Genomic DNA, 14,709 nt, shown 5'->3' with positions numbered 1-14,709 from the left:
TCATGTATCTAAAATAAGAGACAAATTGACCCGGAAACTGAAGGTAAGAAAATGTCTGAACTTAGACAAAATCTAATTACCAGAGATTGGGTAATCATCGCCACCGAACGGGCGACAAGACCGGATCAATTCGCTAACAAAAAAAAGTGGGCTGCCGTAGTGCCACCGCACCGTGCAGATTGCCCGTTTTGCGTGGGAAATGAGGAAGACGGAACCTTAGAAACTTGCCGTTTGGGCGATCGCGCTGGCTGGAAAGTCAGGGCAATTCACAACAAATATCCCGCCCTCTCCCCGACAGCAGAATGGATGAGGATATCATCAGGAATTCACCGCACGATGGCGGGAATCGGCGTGCACGAAGTAATTGTCGAACACCCGCGACACGATTTGACGACAGCTTTGTTGAGTGTTGAAGAAGTTGCAAACATACTTTTAGTATACCGCCAGCGCTATGTAGAAATTAGAAAAAATCCCCACATTGAAACAATTATTATCTTCAAAAATCACGGCGAAACTGCCGGAACTTCTCTCGAACACCCCCACTCGCAGATAGCAGCGACGCCCGTTGTACCCAGCCAATTTCGCAGCCGCATCGACGAAGCTATTAGATATTTTGATGACACGGGAGAATGTCTGTTTTGCCGGACTTTGGAAGACGAATTAGCGGCGAAGGAAAGAGTGATTTGTGAGAGTGAACATTTTGTGGCTTTTATCCCTTACGCTGCACTTTCACCGTTTCACACTTGGATTTTTCCGCGCCGCCATTCCTCGTCGTTTGATGAAATTACTGATGCGGAAATTACGGATCTTGCTGATACTTTAAAAACTGTACTGGCTAAGTTTTATTACGGATTGAACAATCCCGATTACAACTATAATATTCGATCGGTGCCGATCGCCCAACGGTCAACAAAATACTTTCACTGGTATATCGCAATTATTCCCAGAGTCACGAAGCAAGCTGGGTTTGAGTTGGGCAGCGGGATGTTTATCAATACTGCTTTGCCCGAAGAAAGTGCCGCCTTTTTGCGATCGATCGAAATTCCTAGCGACAGTAATTTCCCCCCCATCTAAAGTCTCCTACATCACAATACGTCAAATTTACGTCAAATTGTAGTGGAAATGCACGCAGCCACTCTGATTTGCGAGTCTGTCTTGGGGGAGAAGTGAGATTATTTGAGATTTAATATTTGAGATTAAAAAATTGGGGATAACGAATGATCTAAGGGTTTAGATCACCCGTCTACAGTTGCATTCTTTTGTGAAACTGGTATCATTTACGAGCTCAAATTATGAAGGTACAAATACTTAGGGATTGTACCAAACTCACAATAAACTTTCGACATACTGCCAGCCGTCGTCGCTAAAAGTAGCTCTCAACATATCTCTAATTTTGGCATCGATCGATAATATTTCCTCGCCCGAATCACCATTCTCGCCGATTTCGCAACTGTCTTCAGACATATGTTCTTGGATATGGGCCAGAGTATGAGCGAAATTAGCCAGAAAATAATGTTCGTGCACCCACGCTGTCGGATCTGGTATTTCTGCACTCCCAAAAGCTCGATCGACTAAATCTTTTTTGGCAACATCGTCAGTCTGGTTTTTCATGTTGAGTTCGATTTAGGTAGAACTGGTAACTTATTATCCCATTTTAAGCTTAATTGTCAACAGGAACGCGATCCCGATCGACCACAGCAGTGACAAATTTGTGTCGTTTGTGCGATCGCGATCTTAAGTTTTTTGTCGATCGCGTGTTATCATTTCACATCAAACTCGGTGACCAATAATTTTTATCTCCGGCAAAATACACTTGGGCATCATTCCGTGAACTCCTTTCTGAGGATTGTTGACAGCCTGCGTAATCCGAAAATTTACGGCAATGGAACACAAAACATAAGCATCTTCTTCTTTGAAACCCGCAAAAGTTTGGAGCCAATAAATCGTCTGTTTTACCGCCATCTCAAACGCTTCATCTAATGTTCTACCGAATCCCATAATCACAATATGAGTGGGCGTTTCTGCAAACGGAAATATCCGAATAAAATCCTTGCGTAAGATGATTTGAATAGTTCCCTTCATCGAAGTTTCAATGGCAGTACCGTCAACTTCACCGTCTCCTTGTGCCGAATGTCCGTCGCCGATGGACAGTAAACCGCCTCGCAGAAAAACAGGTAAAAATAACCGCGTTCCTGCTTGGAGTTCCTGATTGTCCATATTGCCGCCGTAGCGCTCTGGAGGAATAGAAGAACGGTTGATTTCGGCATTGGCGACGCCGATAATTCCAAAAAAAGGATGCAGGGGAATCCGAATGCCGCTACCTGGGGGAAATTCAGCAGTTTTTTGCTGTAAATCTAGCGGAATAAACCGCAATTTAGGTTCGGAGAAATACTCCGGTAAAGCTCCCCACCCGGCGCGAATTGCATTAAATCCGACTGGTAAAGTCGGGTAAACATCCTCAATGTGAATTTCTAAAACGTCTCCCGGTTCGGCATTGTTAACATAAATCGGGCCTGTCAACAAGTGGGGCCCGAGGCCAACTTTGCGGTGGGGAGGCAAATTCTGACAAATATCTAAAAATTCGGGGGTGAGAAATTCCGGCGGGGCTTTGTCAGCAACATAATATCCTGAATAGGTTTCGATGTCGATGCGATCGCCCGAATCCACCCTTAAAGCAGGTTCGATATTCGGAGAAAAACCGCCCAAGTGTACGGTGTTGCAGTTAGCCTTGAGAAGGTGGCGAGTCATGGGATTTTAGATTTTAGATTTTAGATTTTAGATTGAAGGAAGGGTGTTAAGAATGTTATATCGCAAGTCTCAAGCATTTTTGAGAAAGATTTTTTTTAATGAACCGCAGAGGGCGCAGAGGGCGCAGAGAAAGAGAAAGAGAATAGAGAGATCAGAAGATGTGAAAAAATGGTTGAAGTTTGTTAGATGTGAGATATTTTACTAATTTCTTAACTTTTTGATAACCTTGGTAGTTTAAAATTCCCAGTCGAGAATCTAAAATCGATGGCTGTTTTTTCTTCAGACTAATGACTAATAACTAATGACTAATGTTGACACCATTGCCCGATCAATTAAAAAATTCTAGAGATTTGCCCCGCAATCCCTGGTTTTTTGCTGTTTTGATTTTGATTGTCCTACTGCTAGGTTTCATGATGCAATCTTACCTTAATCAACCTCAGCTTTTAACCGATCCGTTTTTGCAACTCCCAACAGTAAACTCGGTGCGAGTTGTCTGGTTCACTGAGTTTCCCGGTACTCGCAACACTGTTGCTTACGGCGAAAATTTGAATCAAACTGTGACGGCAAATACTACCAAGCTAAGCCGCACTCGCGAAGACAAAGACTCTCACATTTCCGATGAAATCAAACAAAGGATAATTGACAGCAATCCAATTGTCCGCGACATCTGGCGTCACGAAGCAGAAGTCCCCAATTTAATGCCCGGTGTTCGCATTCCTTATCGAGTCACCAGCCAAAGGAAAGACGGCGCATCTGTCAGCAGCAAACTTTTCACTCTTTCTCCGACACCAGCAGCAGGAATTGCGCTCAAAATTCTCCTCACTTCCGACCATCAATTGATGCCTATGACAGCAGCAAATCTCCAGAAAGTAGCCGAAACAATTGGGAGAGTTGACGCGGTTTTTATGGCTGGGGATTTAATTAATATACCCGATCGCGCTTCTGAATGGTTTGACGACTACCGAGGCCGCGCCTTCTTTCCCGCGCTGCAAGGTCGCGCATTTTCCGAACTCGACAAAAACGGCATCAAAACAGTTTACAGCGGTGGCGAACTGATCCAACACGCGCCTTTATTCCCCGCCATTGGCAATCACGAAATCATGGGCAGGTTTGCAACCAACAGCACACTCGCTGACCAATTTAGTGATTCTTTTCCCCGCGCTGCTGCCGAGAAAATATACGCTCAACGTGCTGCATCTTTGAATCCCAATAATGACTCTTCAGTGCGGGAAATATGGCTGAAAAACCATACTTTTAATAGCGATACCTATGACGAAATTTTCAATTTACCGGGCGGAAAAAATTACTATGCTGTGACTTTTGGCGACGTGCGGTTAGTTACTTTGTATGCCACGAATATCTGGCGAACTCCGAATTTAGATCCGGGTGCGAGAGGCAGGTATCGCGAACGGGACGAAGATTTTAATAATCCCGAAAAATGGGGATACGGACAGCATATTTTTGAGCCGATTGTCAAGGGCAGCGCTCAATATAATTGGCTGCAACAAGAGTTAAAGAGTGCGGAATTCCAGCAGGCAAAATATAAAATTGTGATGTTTCACCACCCGCCGCATTCTCTGGGCGACAATATTGTACCTGCTTATACTGATCCAGTGCAAATAGTCGATCGCGCTGAGAATGGCGAGATTAAAATGGTGCGTTACGAGTATCCAAAACAGCAAGATTATCTGATTCGGGATGTAGTGCCACTGCTAGAAACAGCGGGAGTGCAGTTGGTATTTTACGGACATTCGCACTTGTGGAATCGGTTTGTAAGTTCCAGCGGAATGCACTTTTTGGAGACTTCTAATGTTGGCAACAGTTACGGTGCTTTTGCGGGGGAAAAGCGCCGATTTGTGCCGCCGGCATATCGGGAAGATTACAGCGCAATTGGAGACCCGAACGGATTGGAAGCTGTGGTGCCGACTGTTGCGCCTTTGTTGGCAGAAGACGGGCAGCCGCTGCCGTATATTGATAGCAACGATATTACGGCTTTTACTATTTTTGATACGGGTAGTGGTGTTGTGAGTAGCTATTATTTTGATACGCGGAAACCGGAGTCGGAAGTGGTGAAGTTTGATGAGTTTAAGTGCGACGGGTAAGGAAACGGCCTTTCCGTGTCCCTACAGATATCTGAGTCAACTGAGATGTTGCACTATTCTCAATTAGCTGTTTAGCAACGGGCAAGATGCCCGTTCCACAAGAAAGAAATTCATTCTTTGTGGAACAGGCATCTTGCCTGTTCTTGAAAATGGTGCAAGATGTAAGATTAAACTGAGATGTTGCACTATTCTCAATTACCTGTTTCGCAACGGGCAAGATGCCCGTTCCACAAGAAAGAAATTAATTCTTTGTGGAACAGGCATCTTGCCTGTTCTTGAAAATGGTGCAAGATGTAAGATTAAACTGAGATGTTGCACTATTCTCAATTACCTGTTTCGCAACGGGCAAGATGCCCGTTCCACAAAACTCAATTTTATTGTGGAACAGGCATCTTGCCTGTTCTTGAAAATGGTGCAAGATGTAAGATTAAACCTTGTCTTTAGCCGGTGGCACAACACCAATTTTATTCAAACCCGCATCAATCTGCCTGAGCAATTTAAAATCGTCTTCTGGTAAAGAATTAACAGGCGAGTGTTTTTCGAGAAACGAGAATGCTTGCCGAAATTCACGCGGCCGGGAGTCGATCGCACCATCGAAGTGACAAGGTACAATTTTTTCAAAGTCCCAACTCGCCACTTTATCCACCCAATCGAGAGTTTCCCTCGGCGCGCGGTTGAGAATCAATGTCTGCAAAATCGGCGCGACAAACAACCGCCCTCCTCCCCGCAAAGCCTCAAACGATCGCTCCCAATGTGTTTTCCACTTGAACGGATACAACCCGAAATAAGCTTTTCTAGAGCGTTCTGGCGCTTGGCGCGCCCTGGCAAATACCTCCGACCACCGCGGCACTTCCAGCACGCTAGGCGTAAAATACATGGCAAATAAGGCGATTCTCTGCCACCCTTTGCGCCGATTTTCGTGGGTGTCTGCCACCGTGTCCAAGGCGCTGTCTTTGGCGTGAAATAGCAGCGGGTACGAGTCGAGTTGGACGATCGCGGGCGGATTTTCGGGAATCGAAACTATGGAATCTGTTAGCATCAGCGTGCGCGATCGCCTGTGAAATAAGGCAACTTCAGCAAATTTGCCCAAACCGAGGTCGAGGGGGCCGAGAATTGCCCAGTCAAATTGATCGGCTAAGGGCGTGTTGCTGCTGTCAAAGGGCAGTACAGAGGTGCGTTTGGCGGGTACACCCAGCCAACTCAGCGGCAAATTCATGGGGAAACTCCACTGCTGCGGGGCGACCAACACCTGCGCTTCGGGAAAACACCTCGCAAAGGGGCCGACAAAAACTTTGTGCTCGATCCCCGAAACCGTTGTCAGCAGGATGTACTTCACCTCGCCGTGCTCTGCTACTAACTCCTTTACCAAGCGGATGCACTCAGGAGTCGGTGCAACGGGGGCGTAGACGAGAAGGCCTTCGGGTTCTAGTTTAATTACTGTCATCCGAATCGGGACGACTACGTAGAAAATGCCTTGTAGCTGGTCAAAAGTCCAGATTGTATCTTTAACTATTTCCTTGCGGATGGTGCGCCGCTTGCTGTAGGGATAGAGGGGGACGACCGGCCAAAAGGCCCAAGAATAGTCCCGAGAATCAATCTGTGCTGATGTTGGTATGCCTTCGCCCTCTGCCACTGCGCGACTCCTTGCCGATTTTTTTGTACGTGCGTGCGATCGAACTATTCTTAGTTATAGATTAACTTATCGTCTTGATCAATCGGCGGTTGAAACCGCTTTAGAGTCAAACGAAGTCTGCCTCTGCAGACTAAGAGATCGAGAATGAATTTTTAGCTGACTTGTCCTGATACAATGATAAGCTCGCCAAAATTTCTCAACTTAGTAGATATGACTCAAAACTACCGCATCACTCTTTTACCAGGAGACGGCATCGGCCCTGAAATTATCGCTGTGGCGGTAGATGTCCTGAAACTTGTCGGTCAACAATTGGACATCGGCTTTGAATTTCAAGAAGCTTTAATGGGCGGCGCTGCTATTGATGCAACAGGCAATCCGCTGCCAGAAGAAACACTGGAAAAATGCCGCAACTGCGATGCAGTATTGTTGGCAGCAATTGGCGGTTACAAGTGGGATAATTTGCCCCGCGAACAGCGGCCGGAAACGGGATTATTAGGACTTCGCGCCGGATTGGGATTATTTGCAAATTTGCGTCCTGCGACTATTTTACCGCAATTGGTTGATGCTTCTAGTTTGAAACGGGAAGTTGTCGAAGGCGTGGATATTATGGTCATCCGCGAACTCACAGGCGGCATTTATTTTGGCAAACCGAAAGGTATTTTTGAGACGGAAACAGGCGAAAAACGCGGTGTTAATACGATGGCTTACACCGAGTCGGAAATTGACAGAATCGGGCGAGTTGCTTTTGAGACGGCCAGGAAGCGCGGGAAAAGGCTGTGTTCCGTTGATAAAGCGAATGTTTTGGATGTTTCGCAACTGTGGCGCGATCGTATTATTGCCCTTTCTTCAGAATACCCTGATGTCGAACTTTCTCACCTCTATGTTGACAATGCAGCCATGCAGTTAATTCGCTGGCCGAAACAGTTCGATACAATTGTCACCGGCAATTTATTCGGCGACATTCTTTCCGATGCGGCGGCGATGCTAACTGGTAGCATTGGGATGCTGCCTTCTGCTAGTTTGGGAGCCAGTGGGCCGGGAGTTTTTGAACCCGTGCACGGTTCCGCACCAGACATCGCCGGACAAGATAAAGCTAATCCCATCGCCCAAGTTTTAAGCGCGGCAATGATGCTGCGCTACGCCTTAAATCAACCGGAAGCTGCTAATAAACTCGAGCAAGCCGTTGTCGAAGTTTTGGATCGAGGTTATCGCACTGGCGATATCATGTCGGAAGGCATGAAACTCGTCGGCTGTCGGGCAATGGGCGATGCTTTAATTGAAGTTTTGCAAGGTTGATCTATTTACCTTTACTCGTTCCCAGGCAGAGCCTGGTAACGCATTTCAGGAGGCTCTGCCTCCATTAAAACAAGCCCAATGAGACAAGGGAAAAAATGTACATTTAGTGGGGGCGGGTTTATAAAATTATTAATTTTTGGCCCTGATGGTTGGTAAAACCCGCCCCTACAGGAATTGGGGTTTAATGTTCCGCTGTCAAAAGATTGAATTGCTCGGTATCGATGCGATTTGCTTGATACAAAGTTTGAGCAATTTCCGAAAGCGCTAGCACAGAATGTGCGCGATAACCATTAGCCTGCAATTTATCTTTAACTCCCTGTTCGTGGTCGATCAATACTACAATATCTTCCACATTCAACCCCGCCGATTTTAACTTGCCCGCGCCTTCCATCACGCTTTTGCCACTAATCAAAATATCATCGACTACCACAATCGTTTCTCCTGCCTGAAAATGCCCCTCAATCAATTTGCCCGCCCCGTAAGTTTTCACCTCCTTACGCGGGAAAATCATCGGGCGTTCCATCCGCAATGCTAAACCCGTTGCTGTGGGTAAAGAACCGTAGGGAATTCCGGCAATGCGATCGAATTTTAAATCCTTGAGAATGTCTGCATAAGCGCTGACAATTTGATGGAAAATCTGCGGAATAGAAATTATTTTCCGCAAGTCGATGTAATATGGAAATACGGCGCCCGATGCTTGTACGTGGTCGCCAAAAACTACGCAGCCGATGTCATAAAGTTGCAAGATTAAATCGCGGTGAGGTTCCGGTTGCAAAAAGCAAACATCCGGCAGCCACAATTCGCAAGTGGGGCTACCTTCGATCGCCTTTAGCCTCTGTTGATTAATACTATCCCGCAATTTCTCAATTTCTCGGCGCGGCTCTTTTCCCGCTAATAAACTCGGGGGGACTGGCAGCAATAAATCTTCACCATTCTTGCTTAAACCAGCCGCCAGCAGTTGTGCGAGGTCGTTTTCTTCTGTGAGGTCATTTTCTACGGGGATGTCTCCTTCGACTAAAATTAGGCGTTCAGGAGCCTCTTTGCGGATGCGAGCTAACATATCCGGCATTACTCCTACTTCTAAACCTAGTTTTTCGGGAGTTCCCCAAGTTTGAGAGAGTCGGACTAATTGCAAATAAAAAGGGTTGTTTGGCGTCGGGTATTCTTGCAAATCCGCCGCTGACGGGTTGGCGGTGGCACAGAGGACAAAAACAGTTTTTCCAGCGTATAACAAAAAAGGCGCTACTTGGTCGAATCCGGGATAGGGACTTAAAGTAATAGCGTCAACTCGCCAGTCTTGAAATACAATTTTGGCAAACACTGTGCTGCTGTTTAAATCGCAGTGTTTGGCATCTAAAATTACTGGCAGGTGAGGGGGAATAATTGTTAAAATTTCTTGCAGCAATGCCCAACCGGGAATACCGAGAGATTGGTAAAAACCGAGGGTGATTTTGCAGGCACAGATTAAATCGGCTGTTTGGTCGATCGCACTTTTTAGCTTTGCCAACAAATCAGTTACAAAACTTTGAGTTTCCTCCCCAGTCATCGAAACCAGCGGGGGCAAGGTTTCCGGGTCTGGATCGAGGGCTAAATACAGCAAACTTTGATTAGTTTCAACAGCCGCTAACAGTTTATCGAAAAAGTCGGTTCGATCGCTCATAGTGTGTTAAGAAGGTAAGGGGAATTAAAAAAATTGCAGGTCAAAGTGGGATTGGTGTTGTGCCGGAAGAAACCGATCCCCGTTGAAATTGAAATTAAGAATCTTTTAAGATTGTAGAATGTAAAGAGCAGGAAATCTGTAACTTTGGGAGCAGTTTAATGGGGAATGATTTTCTGGTTGGCTAAACCAGTGATTGCACCTAACCCTCAGCAAGTCAATTAGTTGTGCTAAACTAACCAGTGTCCGGGCGGCGATTTGATCCACATTCCCCTGGGGCACGCGAGTTTAGCAAATGCGGATTTGCAAGGGGCAGATTTGAGAGAAGCAAATTTTAGAGAAGCTAATTTATCGGGGGCAAATTTGAGCGGGGCTTGTTTGTGGCAAGCTAATTTACAAGGCGCTAATTTGACTCTAGTTAATTTAATCCAGAGCCCGTTTGAGGGGGTTAATCTAAAAAATACTACCGTTGCAGGTGTTATTTGGGTTGACGGTAGTATTAAATAGAAGCAGAAGTTAAAGCAATGCCCGCCTTATATTATGGATAGTAATAAATGATCGCTACGATCGACTTTAGGATTTGGGAGGAGTTGCTGCAACGCTACGTTGACGATTTCGGCCGCGTCAATTATCGGGGCTGGAAAGCTGAGGGGGCCGATGTTTTGAGGGCGTGGCTGGAAAGTTTGGCGGATGTGGATTTGGCGGAATGTACTGATGCGGATGCGCGGCTGGCGTTGTGGCTGAATGCGTACAATGCGATCGCAATTTCTCAAGTTCTGGAAGTATATCCGATCGCGTCGATCCGTCCCAAAGTTTTGGGAATTCCCAACTGGCTGAGTTTTTTGGATTTTTTCACCCGTTCAAATGTGATTGTTGGCGGCAAAAAGTACAGTCTCAATCAAATCGAACACGCAATTTTGCGGCCGGAATTTGCGGAACCGCGCATCCATTTTGCATTAGTTTGCGCTTCTGTCGGGTGCCCGCTGCTGCGTCGCGGGGCTTATTTCCCGGAGTCGGTACGGACTCAACTAGAAGCAGATGCGAGCCGTTTTATTCACAATCCTGATAAGGTGCGATATGATGCCCAGAAAAAGACGCTTTATTTGAGCAAGATTTTTAAGTGGTACGGCGAGGATTTTGTAAAGGCGGCGGGTTCGGTGGCTGAGTATGTGGGCGGTTATTTGGGGCCGGAGGCGGCTGTGGGTGATGGATGGGCGATCGTTTTTTTGCCCTATGACTGGAATTTGAATCGGGTTGAAGGATAAAATTTGCGGAAGTGGATAGGTGTTTTTTTGAGGGGGTAATTTTTTTAGTCTGTCGTTACCCCTTCAAATTGCCAGATTCAACAGTGCGATCGGATGACTCCGAGGCAACGCGGCGATCGACTCTCACGGCTGCACGGCGATCGACTCTCACGGCTTCACTCGCAGCGCTGGCATAGGCACGGCTGCATTCGCACTTGCACTCGCACCGATGGCACGGCTGCACGGCTGGCACGGTGGCACGGTCGCAACAGTCGGAGCGGTGGCTAGGTGGCACGGTCGGAGCGGTGGCAGGCAGTGTCGGTCGGAGAGGTCGGAGCGCTCTAGCTTTTTTGCGTCACAGGTGTGAGTGAAAATCTGACACTAGACCCGTCTGATAAAGTTTAGAATTATTAAGTAAATAGTTGATGTGTATTACAGATAAATTATTATAGGTTTTTAATCGGAAAATCATAAAATTTTTAAACAGTTATTATTAAAAATATGCCTCAAAGAATTAGTGATATATTTCAAATTTCTCCAACATTATTAAGAGAGTATAATGTTTATAATGGATTCGTTGACATCGACTCTGAGTTGTATGTAGATCCAAGGTTATTACCACACACATCTGTTAAAGAATTACAAGGTACAGATCAAACAGTTTTAAATTATTTTGATAATGTCTTAAAAAACATCTTGAAATTTTTAGAATATCAAGATGATTGTGAAGAAAAAACGTTAAAAAAAGCTGAGATTATTGAAAATTTAAAATTTCCTGAAATACCCCTTACAGGATTAGGATATTCAATCAATCATAATTCAGGTAAAGGGATTGGCCCTAAACTAGCAACAAACTTATCAACAACTGTTATAGATATAGTGAAAAAAGGAATAAAAGATCCTATTATTTTTGAACTAGCAGGAGTTTTTGAACAAAAGTATGGTGCTGATAGAATTAGTGACATGATATTTTGGATATTGTTATCAGATTTAGTCCAATTTTCACGTCGTATTGCTAAAGATTTAAATTTACCAACATCGAAAAAATCAACATTGATTGGTGGGGAAAATTATGATAGTTTACCTTGTTGTTCAACTCGAATTCACGCAAACCCTGGTCAAGGTTTTCTTTTAGTACCTGAAGATATATTAACTTCGCTTCCAGTTGCTCGTTCTTGGGAAGACAGAGAGCGTGTAACATATCATAATTATGAACTTAGAAATTATATAAATAAAAAGATTACTAAATACACTTATTTATCACCATCATATAAACAACTTACTAAAAATAAAACTGTTTTTAGAGATGTTGTTCTTAAACATCCTGAAATAATGAAGGATTTTATTAGCAAATATAAAGCTAAAGAGGCGAAATCATACGACTTTAAAAACGATCCTAACGATGTGTTTAAATGGCATGATACCGCTAGAAACTATGCTGAACGTTTTCCTCTGAAACTTACCGATTCGAGTGGTAAAAATTTTATTAATAACAAAGAAATTGTTGAAAAAATATGTGAACACTTTCGTGAATTAGTAAACTTAGGATTAGAGCGTGCTTTTTATAGACCTGGAAGAGAACCTAAAGAGGAAGAAAAAGGACAGCTTATTTTATTAGAATTACTTGAGCAATATTTGAATAATAGTCCTTTAAGGGTGAAATATGCACCTAAAGAAAAAGTTATAAATTTATACCATACTACTACACATCTTTCATATAGAATTATATTAAAATTTACATCTACATCAGGAATAAATAACAGCTACAATGCTGTAATTGAAAAGATTTACAGTAAATATCAAGACTTATATAATATTTTATTTCTTATAGAAGTTGATAGTGGTAAAACAATCCAGGAGATAGTGAATCAATCTAATATACAAACTATCATTAATGAAAACAAGTTTTTAAAAAGATATTATATAGCGATCGTAAATCATTCATAAATCGATTGAGAGTTCGAGCGAGCAGTAGTTTCATGAGAATGTTGGCTCAAAATTACCAAATTTGTGTAGCTTGGGAAAGTCAAAACTTTGCTCCTGTATGGTAAAATTAAAGAACCATTTAACTAAGGAAAAAGAACTCAGACGCTTCCCAAATTTTCTCAACCCAGTCTTGGCATTTAGCCAAATATCTTCTACGGGATTCTGCTCGGGAGCAGTGGGAGCAAACAATATACAAGTTAAAGGCCATTCATCCTTCTCCTTACCGAGATTAATTTCTTCTAGATAAGCTTTCATCTCTTTATATCTGTGATAGCTAGCTCCATCCCAAATAATCAAATGTCGCGCTGCCGGATTTAAAGATTGTAAATCCTTGAGGAAAGCGACCGTATTTTCGGAATTTGCACTCGCATATTCTCGCAGAACCAACTGTTTTCTTAAAAGATTTATTGCGCCATAATAAGTTTGTTTTTCTCTTTCATTCACTAGCGGTATTTCTATCCTCTCATTGCGCTTTCCCCAAAGATAACCACAGACATCTCCCCACAGGAGATGGCACTCATCAATTAAATACACCACCAGCGTTCCCGACTCTATAGCTTCCCGGTGTTCTTCAAGATTTTTACAAATTTCTTCATGCTTTTTTTTGACCAGTTCTTCATCCCGTTTGGGGTTCTTTTTTTGAGACTTTTTCCAGCTAATTCCGGCTGACTTAAAGAGTTGATAGTAGCTGGTTTTAGATTGAAACTCAATCTGATACCGCTCGGCTATATAGTTTTCTAGGGCGGATAAATCCCAGTGGTTTTGATTGGTTAACCATTGGATAATTTCCTCTCGTTCTTCTGGCTTAAGTTGTCCCTGCGAACCTTGATGTTTTAAGCGCAATCCTTCAATTCCCTGCAACGCATAATTGATTTTCCACTTGCTGATAAAGGGAGATGATACTCCTAAAATAGTTTGAATGGTTTCTCGCCAGATACCTTCCATTAGCATGCGGACAGCTACGGCTCTTTTTAGTTCTCTTGGGTCGGGATTACTGGCAATAAAACTTTCTAGTTCTAATAAAGCTTGGACTTCATGCTCTCCGAATTTTTCTGACGATTTATTGGGTGACATTTCGACTCCTACTTAGATTCACCTACCTCATTCTACATAATTGATGGTTTACAAACCATTTGCGATCGCTATATCTATGCAACAACTAAATTTTAGTGAGAGCTATCGAAGCTTTCGGTGTAGCTTTTTTACGTTAAACATCATGCTGCTATGATCGCAGCGCTGGCACGGTCGGAGCGGTCGGAGAGGCTGGCACGGTCGGAGCGGTGGCAGGCAGTGTCGGTCGCAGCGGTGGCGGTCTAGATTTTTTGCTTCACACTCGTGATGTTGCTAAAAGTTACGGATTTTTAGAGAGAGGGTGTAAATGATATAATAAAAAATAATTTTAAGTTAGAGAGCAAAGCAATGTCAAAATCAAAAATGCAGGAATTAATAGAAATTGTCGAGACCGATCAGAAAAAAACTTATGAGTATTTAAATAAAAATTTTATATTCATGGATCAACTTCGTACAAAGTTAGTTCACGACCTTGGAAGTAGTGATAATATATCTTTTGCCAATCCTGAAGGAGAAAGTTCACTTCCTAAATGTCGTGTTGAAGACTCGATCACTATAAAAGATAACGGCTTTTTTGAATTCTGGCTACTAATTTCGATACCTGTAGCACATTTTAATAGCAATAATTCTGGTCGTATTTTTATTGAAAAAGGCTTAGCCCCACCATCAGGGGTAGCTCTTCTTATGGCTTTTAAACACCACAATAATTCATTTATTGTGGAAGTTTTAGACAACAATAAAAAAAGAACTTTCCCACCAATAGACCTCGATATTGATGATACTTGGATTGAATTACTTGATTGGTGTTTTGTATCTACAAAAGAAATGATTCAAGGTGGATTAGAAAAAAGAATAAGTGAATTAGGAACTTTAAAAGACAATGGTTCTAAAAAGCTTATAGGATATAGACACAGTGATATAGAATAATTTTATGACTTAGCCTCTCGAACTTTCATTGAAGTAAATTGAGTT

General features: G+C 43.4%; 12 protein-coding genes. 7 read left to right on the top strand and 5 right to left on the bottom strand.

Going from position 1 to position 14,709, the window contains the following annotated elements; all coding sequences use genetic code 11:
- The first annotated feature begins 51 nt into the window (after nucleotides 1–51).
- Nucleotides 52–1,074, top strand: a complete 1,023-nt coding sequence (gene galT, locus D0A34_15865; GenBank protein ID UNU20158.1) for a galactose-1-phosphate uridylyltransferase — start codon at nucleotides 52–54, stop codon at nucleotides 1,072–1,074.
- A gap of 252 nt (nucleotides 1,075–1,326) precedes the next feature.
- Here galT and D0A34_15860 read toward each other — a convergent pair whose 3' ends face one another.
- Together D0A34_15860 and D0A34_15855 are read right to left on the bottom strand one after the other, a co-directional pair.
- Complete coding sequence (locus D0A34_15860) at nucleotides 1,327–1,611, bottom strand: hypothetical protein (GenBank protein ID UNU20157.1); 285 nt, start codon at nucleotides 1,609–1,611, stop codon at nucleotides 1,327–1,329.
- 159 nt (nucleotides 1,612–1,770) lie between these two features.
- The gene (locus tag D0A34_15855; GenBank protein UNU20156.1) at nucleotides 1,771–2,748 is read right to left on the bottom strand and encodes an acetamidase; all 978 of its coding nucleotides are present in this window, start codon (nucleotides 2,746–2,748) and stop codon (nucleotides 1,771–1,773) included.
- Between the two features lie 308 nt (nucleotides 2,749–3,056).
- Here D0A34_15855 and D0A34_15850 point away from each other — a divergent pair, with 308 nt between their 5' ends.
- Nucleotides 3,057–4,850, top strand: coding sequence for a metallophosphoesterase (locus tag D0A34_15850; protein ID UNU20155.1), 1,794 nt, complete (start codon nucleotides 3,057–3,059; stop codon nucleotides 4,848–4,850).
- 427 nt (nucleotides 4,851–5,277) lie between these two features.
- Here the strand turns inward: D0A34_15850 and D0A34_15845 are convergent, their stop codons facing one another.
- The gene (locus tag D0A34_15845) at nucleotides 5,278–6,483 is read right to left on the bottom strand and encodes a DUF4336 domain-containing protein (GenBank protein UNU20154.1); all 1,206 of its coding nucleotides are present in this window, start codon (nucleotides 6,481–6,483) and stop codon (nucleotides 5,278–5,280) included.
- 210 nt (nucleotides 6,484–6,693) lie between these two features.
- Here D0A34_15845 and leuB point away from each other — a divergent pair, with 210 nt between their 5' ends.
- A complete protein-coding gene (gene leuB / locus D0A34_15840; GenBank protein ID UNU20153.1) occupies nucleotides 6,694–7,779 on the top strand; it encodes a 3-isopropylmalate dehydrogenase in 1,086 nt (361 codons plus the stop codon).
- 181 nt (nucleotides 7,780–7,960) lie between these two features.
- On the opposite strand, the gene D0A34_15835 is transcribed toward leuB, so the two are convergent.
- Nucleotides 7,961–9,439, bottom strand: coding sequence for a bifunctional orotidine-5'-phosphate decarboxylase/orotate phosphoribosyltransferase (locus D0A34_15835; GenBank protein ID UNU20152.1), 1,479 nt, complete (start codon nucleotides 9,437–9,439; stop codon nucleotides 7,961–7,963).
- Nucleotides 9,440–9,694: 255 nt separating this feature from the next.
- Here D0A34_15835 and D0A34_15830 point away from each other — a divergent pair, with 255 nt between their 5' ends.
- The 3 genes from D0A34_15830 to D0A34_15820 all read left to right on the top strand — a co-directional run bounded on the left by D0A34_15830 (nucleotide 9,695) and on the right by D0A34_15820 (nucleotide 12,627).
- A complete protein-coding gene (locus D0A34_15830; protein ID UNU20151.1) occupies nucleotides 9,695–9,943 on the top strand; it encodes a pentapeptide repeat-containing protein in 249 nt (82 codons plus the stop codon).
- A 47-nt stretch (nucleotides 9,944–9,990) separates the two neighbouring features.
- On the top strand, nucleotides 9,991–10,701 hold the full coding sequence (locus tag D0A34_15825) for a DUF547 domain-containing protein (GenBank protein ID UNU20150.1): 711 nt from the start codon (nucleotides 9,991–9,993) through the stop codon (nucleotides 10,699–10,701).
- A gap of 480 nt (nucleotides 10,702–11,181) precedes the next feature.
- Nucleotides 11,182–12,627 carry a hypothetical protein gene (locus D0A34_15820; GenBank protein ID UNU20149.1) on the top strand — a complete coding sequence of 482 codons (1,446 nt, stop codon included), beginning with the start codon at nucleotides 11,182–11,184 and terminating at the stop codon, nucleotides 12,625–12,627.
- A gap of 30 nt (nucleotides 12,628–12,657) precedes the next feature.
- On the opposite strand, the gene D0A34_15815 is transcribed toward D0A34_15820, so the two are convergent.
- Nucleotides 12,658–13,740, bottom strand: a complete 1,083-nt coding sequence (locus D0A34_15815; GenBank protein UNU20148.1) for an IS630 family transposase — start codon at nucleotides 13,738–13,740, stop codon at nucleotides 12,658–12,660.
- 345 nt (nucleotides 13,741–14,085) lie between these two features.
- On the opposite strand from D0A34_15815, the gene D0A34_15810 reads away from it, so the two are divergent.
- Nucleotides 14,086–14,664: a hypothetical protein gene (locus tag D0A34_15810; GenBank protein UNU20147.1), complete on the top strand. Its 579-nt coding sequence runs from the start codon at nucleotides 14,086–14,088 to the stop codon at nucleotides 14,662–14,664.
- The last annotated feature ends 45 nt before the right edge of the window (nucleotides 14,665–14,709 follow it).

The sequence above is a fragment of the Microcoleus vaginatus PCC 9802 genome, assembly GCA_022701275.1.
Classification (GTDB): Bacteria; Cyanobacteriota; Cyanobacteriia; order Cyanobacteriales; family Microcoleaceae; genus Microcoleus; species Microcoleus vaginatus_A.
Note: the sequence above shows the minus strand (reverse complement) of the source record. Positions and strands in the feature narration are given on the sequence as shown.

Coding starts and splice junctions, on each gene's coding strand:
- D0A34_15860 (UNU20157.1), bottom strand. CDS start 1,611: ATGAAAAACCAGACTGACGATGTTGCCAAAAAAGATTTAGTCGATCGA.
- D0A34_15820 (UNU20149.1), top strand. CDS start 11,182: ATGCCTCAAAGAATTAGTGATATATTTCAAATTTCTCCAACATTATTA.
- D0A34_15810 (UNU20147.1), top strand. CDS start 14,086: ATGTCAAAATCAAAAATGCAGGAATTAATAGAAATTGTCGAGACCGAT.
- D0A34_15855 (UNU20156.1), bottom strand. CDS start 2,748: ATGACTCGCCACCTTCTCAAGGCTAACTGCAACACCGTACACTTGGGC.
- leuB (UNU20153.1), top strand. CDS start 6,694: ATGACTCAAAACTACCGCATCACTCTTTTACCAGGAGACGGCATCGGC.
- D0A34_15815 (UNU20148.1), bottom strand. CDS start 13,740: ATGTCACCCAATAAATCGTCAGAAAAATTCGGAGAGCATGAAGTCCAA.
- galT (UNU20158.1), top strand. CDS start 52: ATGTCTGAACTTAGACAAAATCTAATTACCAGAGATTGGGTAATCATC.
- D0A34_15850 (UNU20155.1), top strand. CDS start 3,057: ATGTTGACACCATTGCCCGATCAATTAAAAAATTCTAGAGATTTGCCC.
- D0A34_15835 (UNU20152.1), bottom strand. CDS start 9,439: ATGAGCGATCGAACCGACTTTTTCGATAAACTGTTAGCGGCTGTTGAA.
- D0A34_15825 (UNU20150.1), top strand. CDS start 9,991: ATGATCGCTACGATCGACTTTAGGATTTGGGAGGAGTTGCTGCAACGC.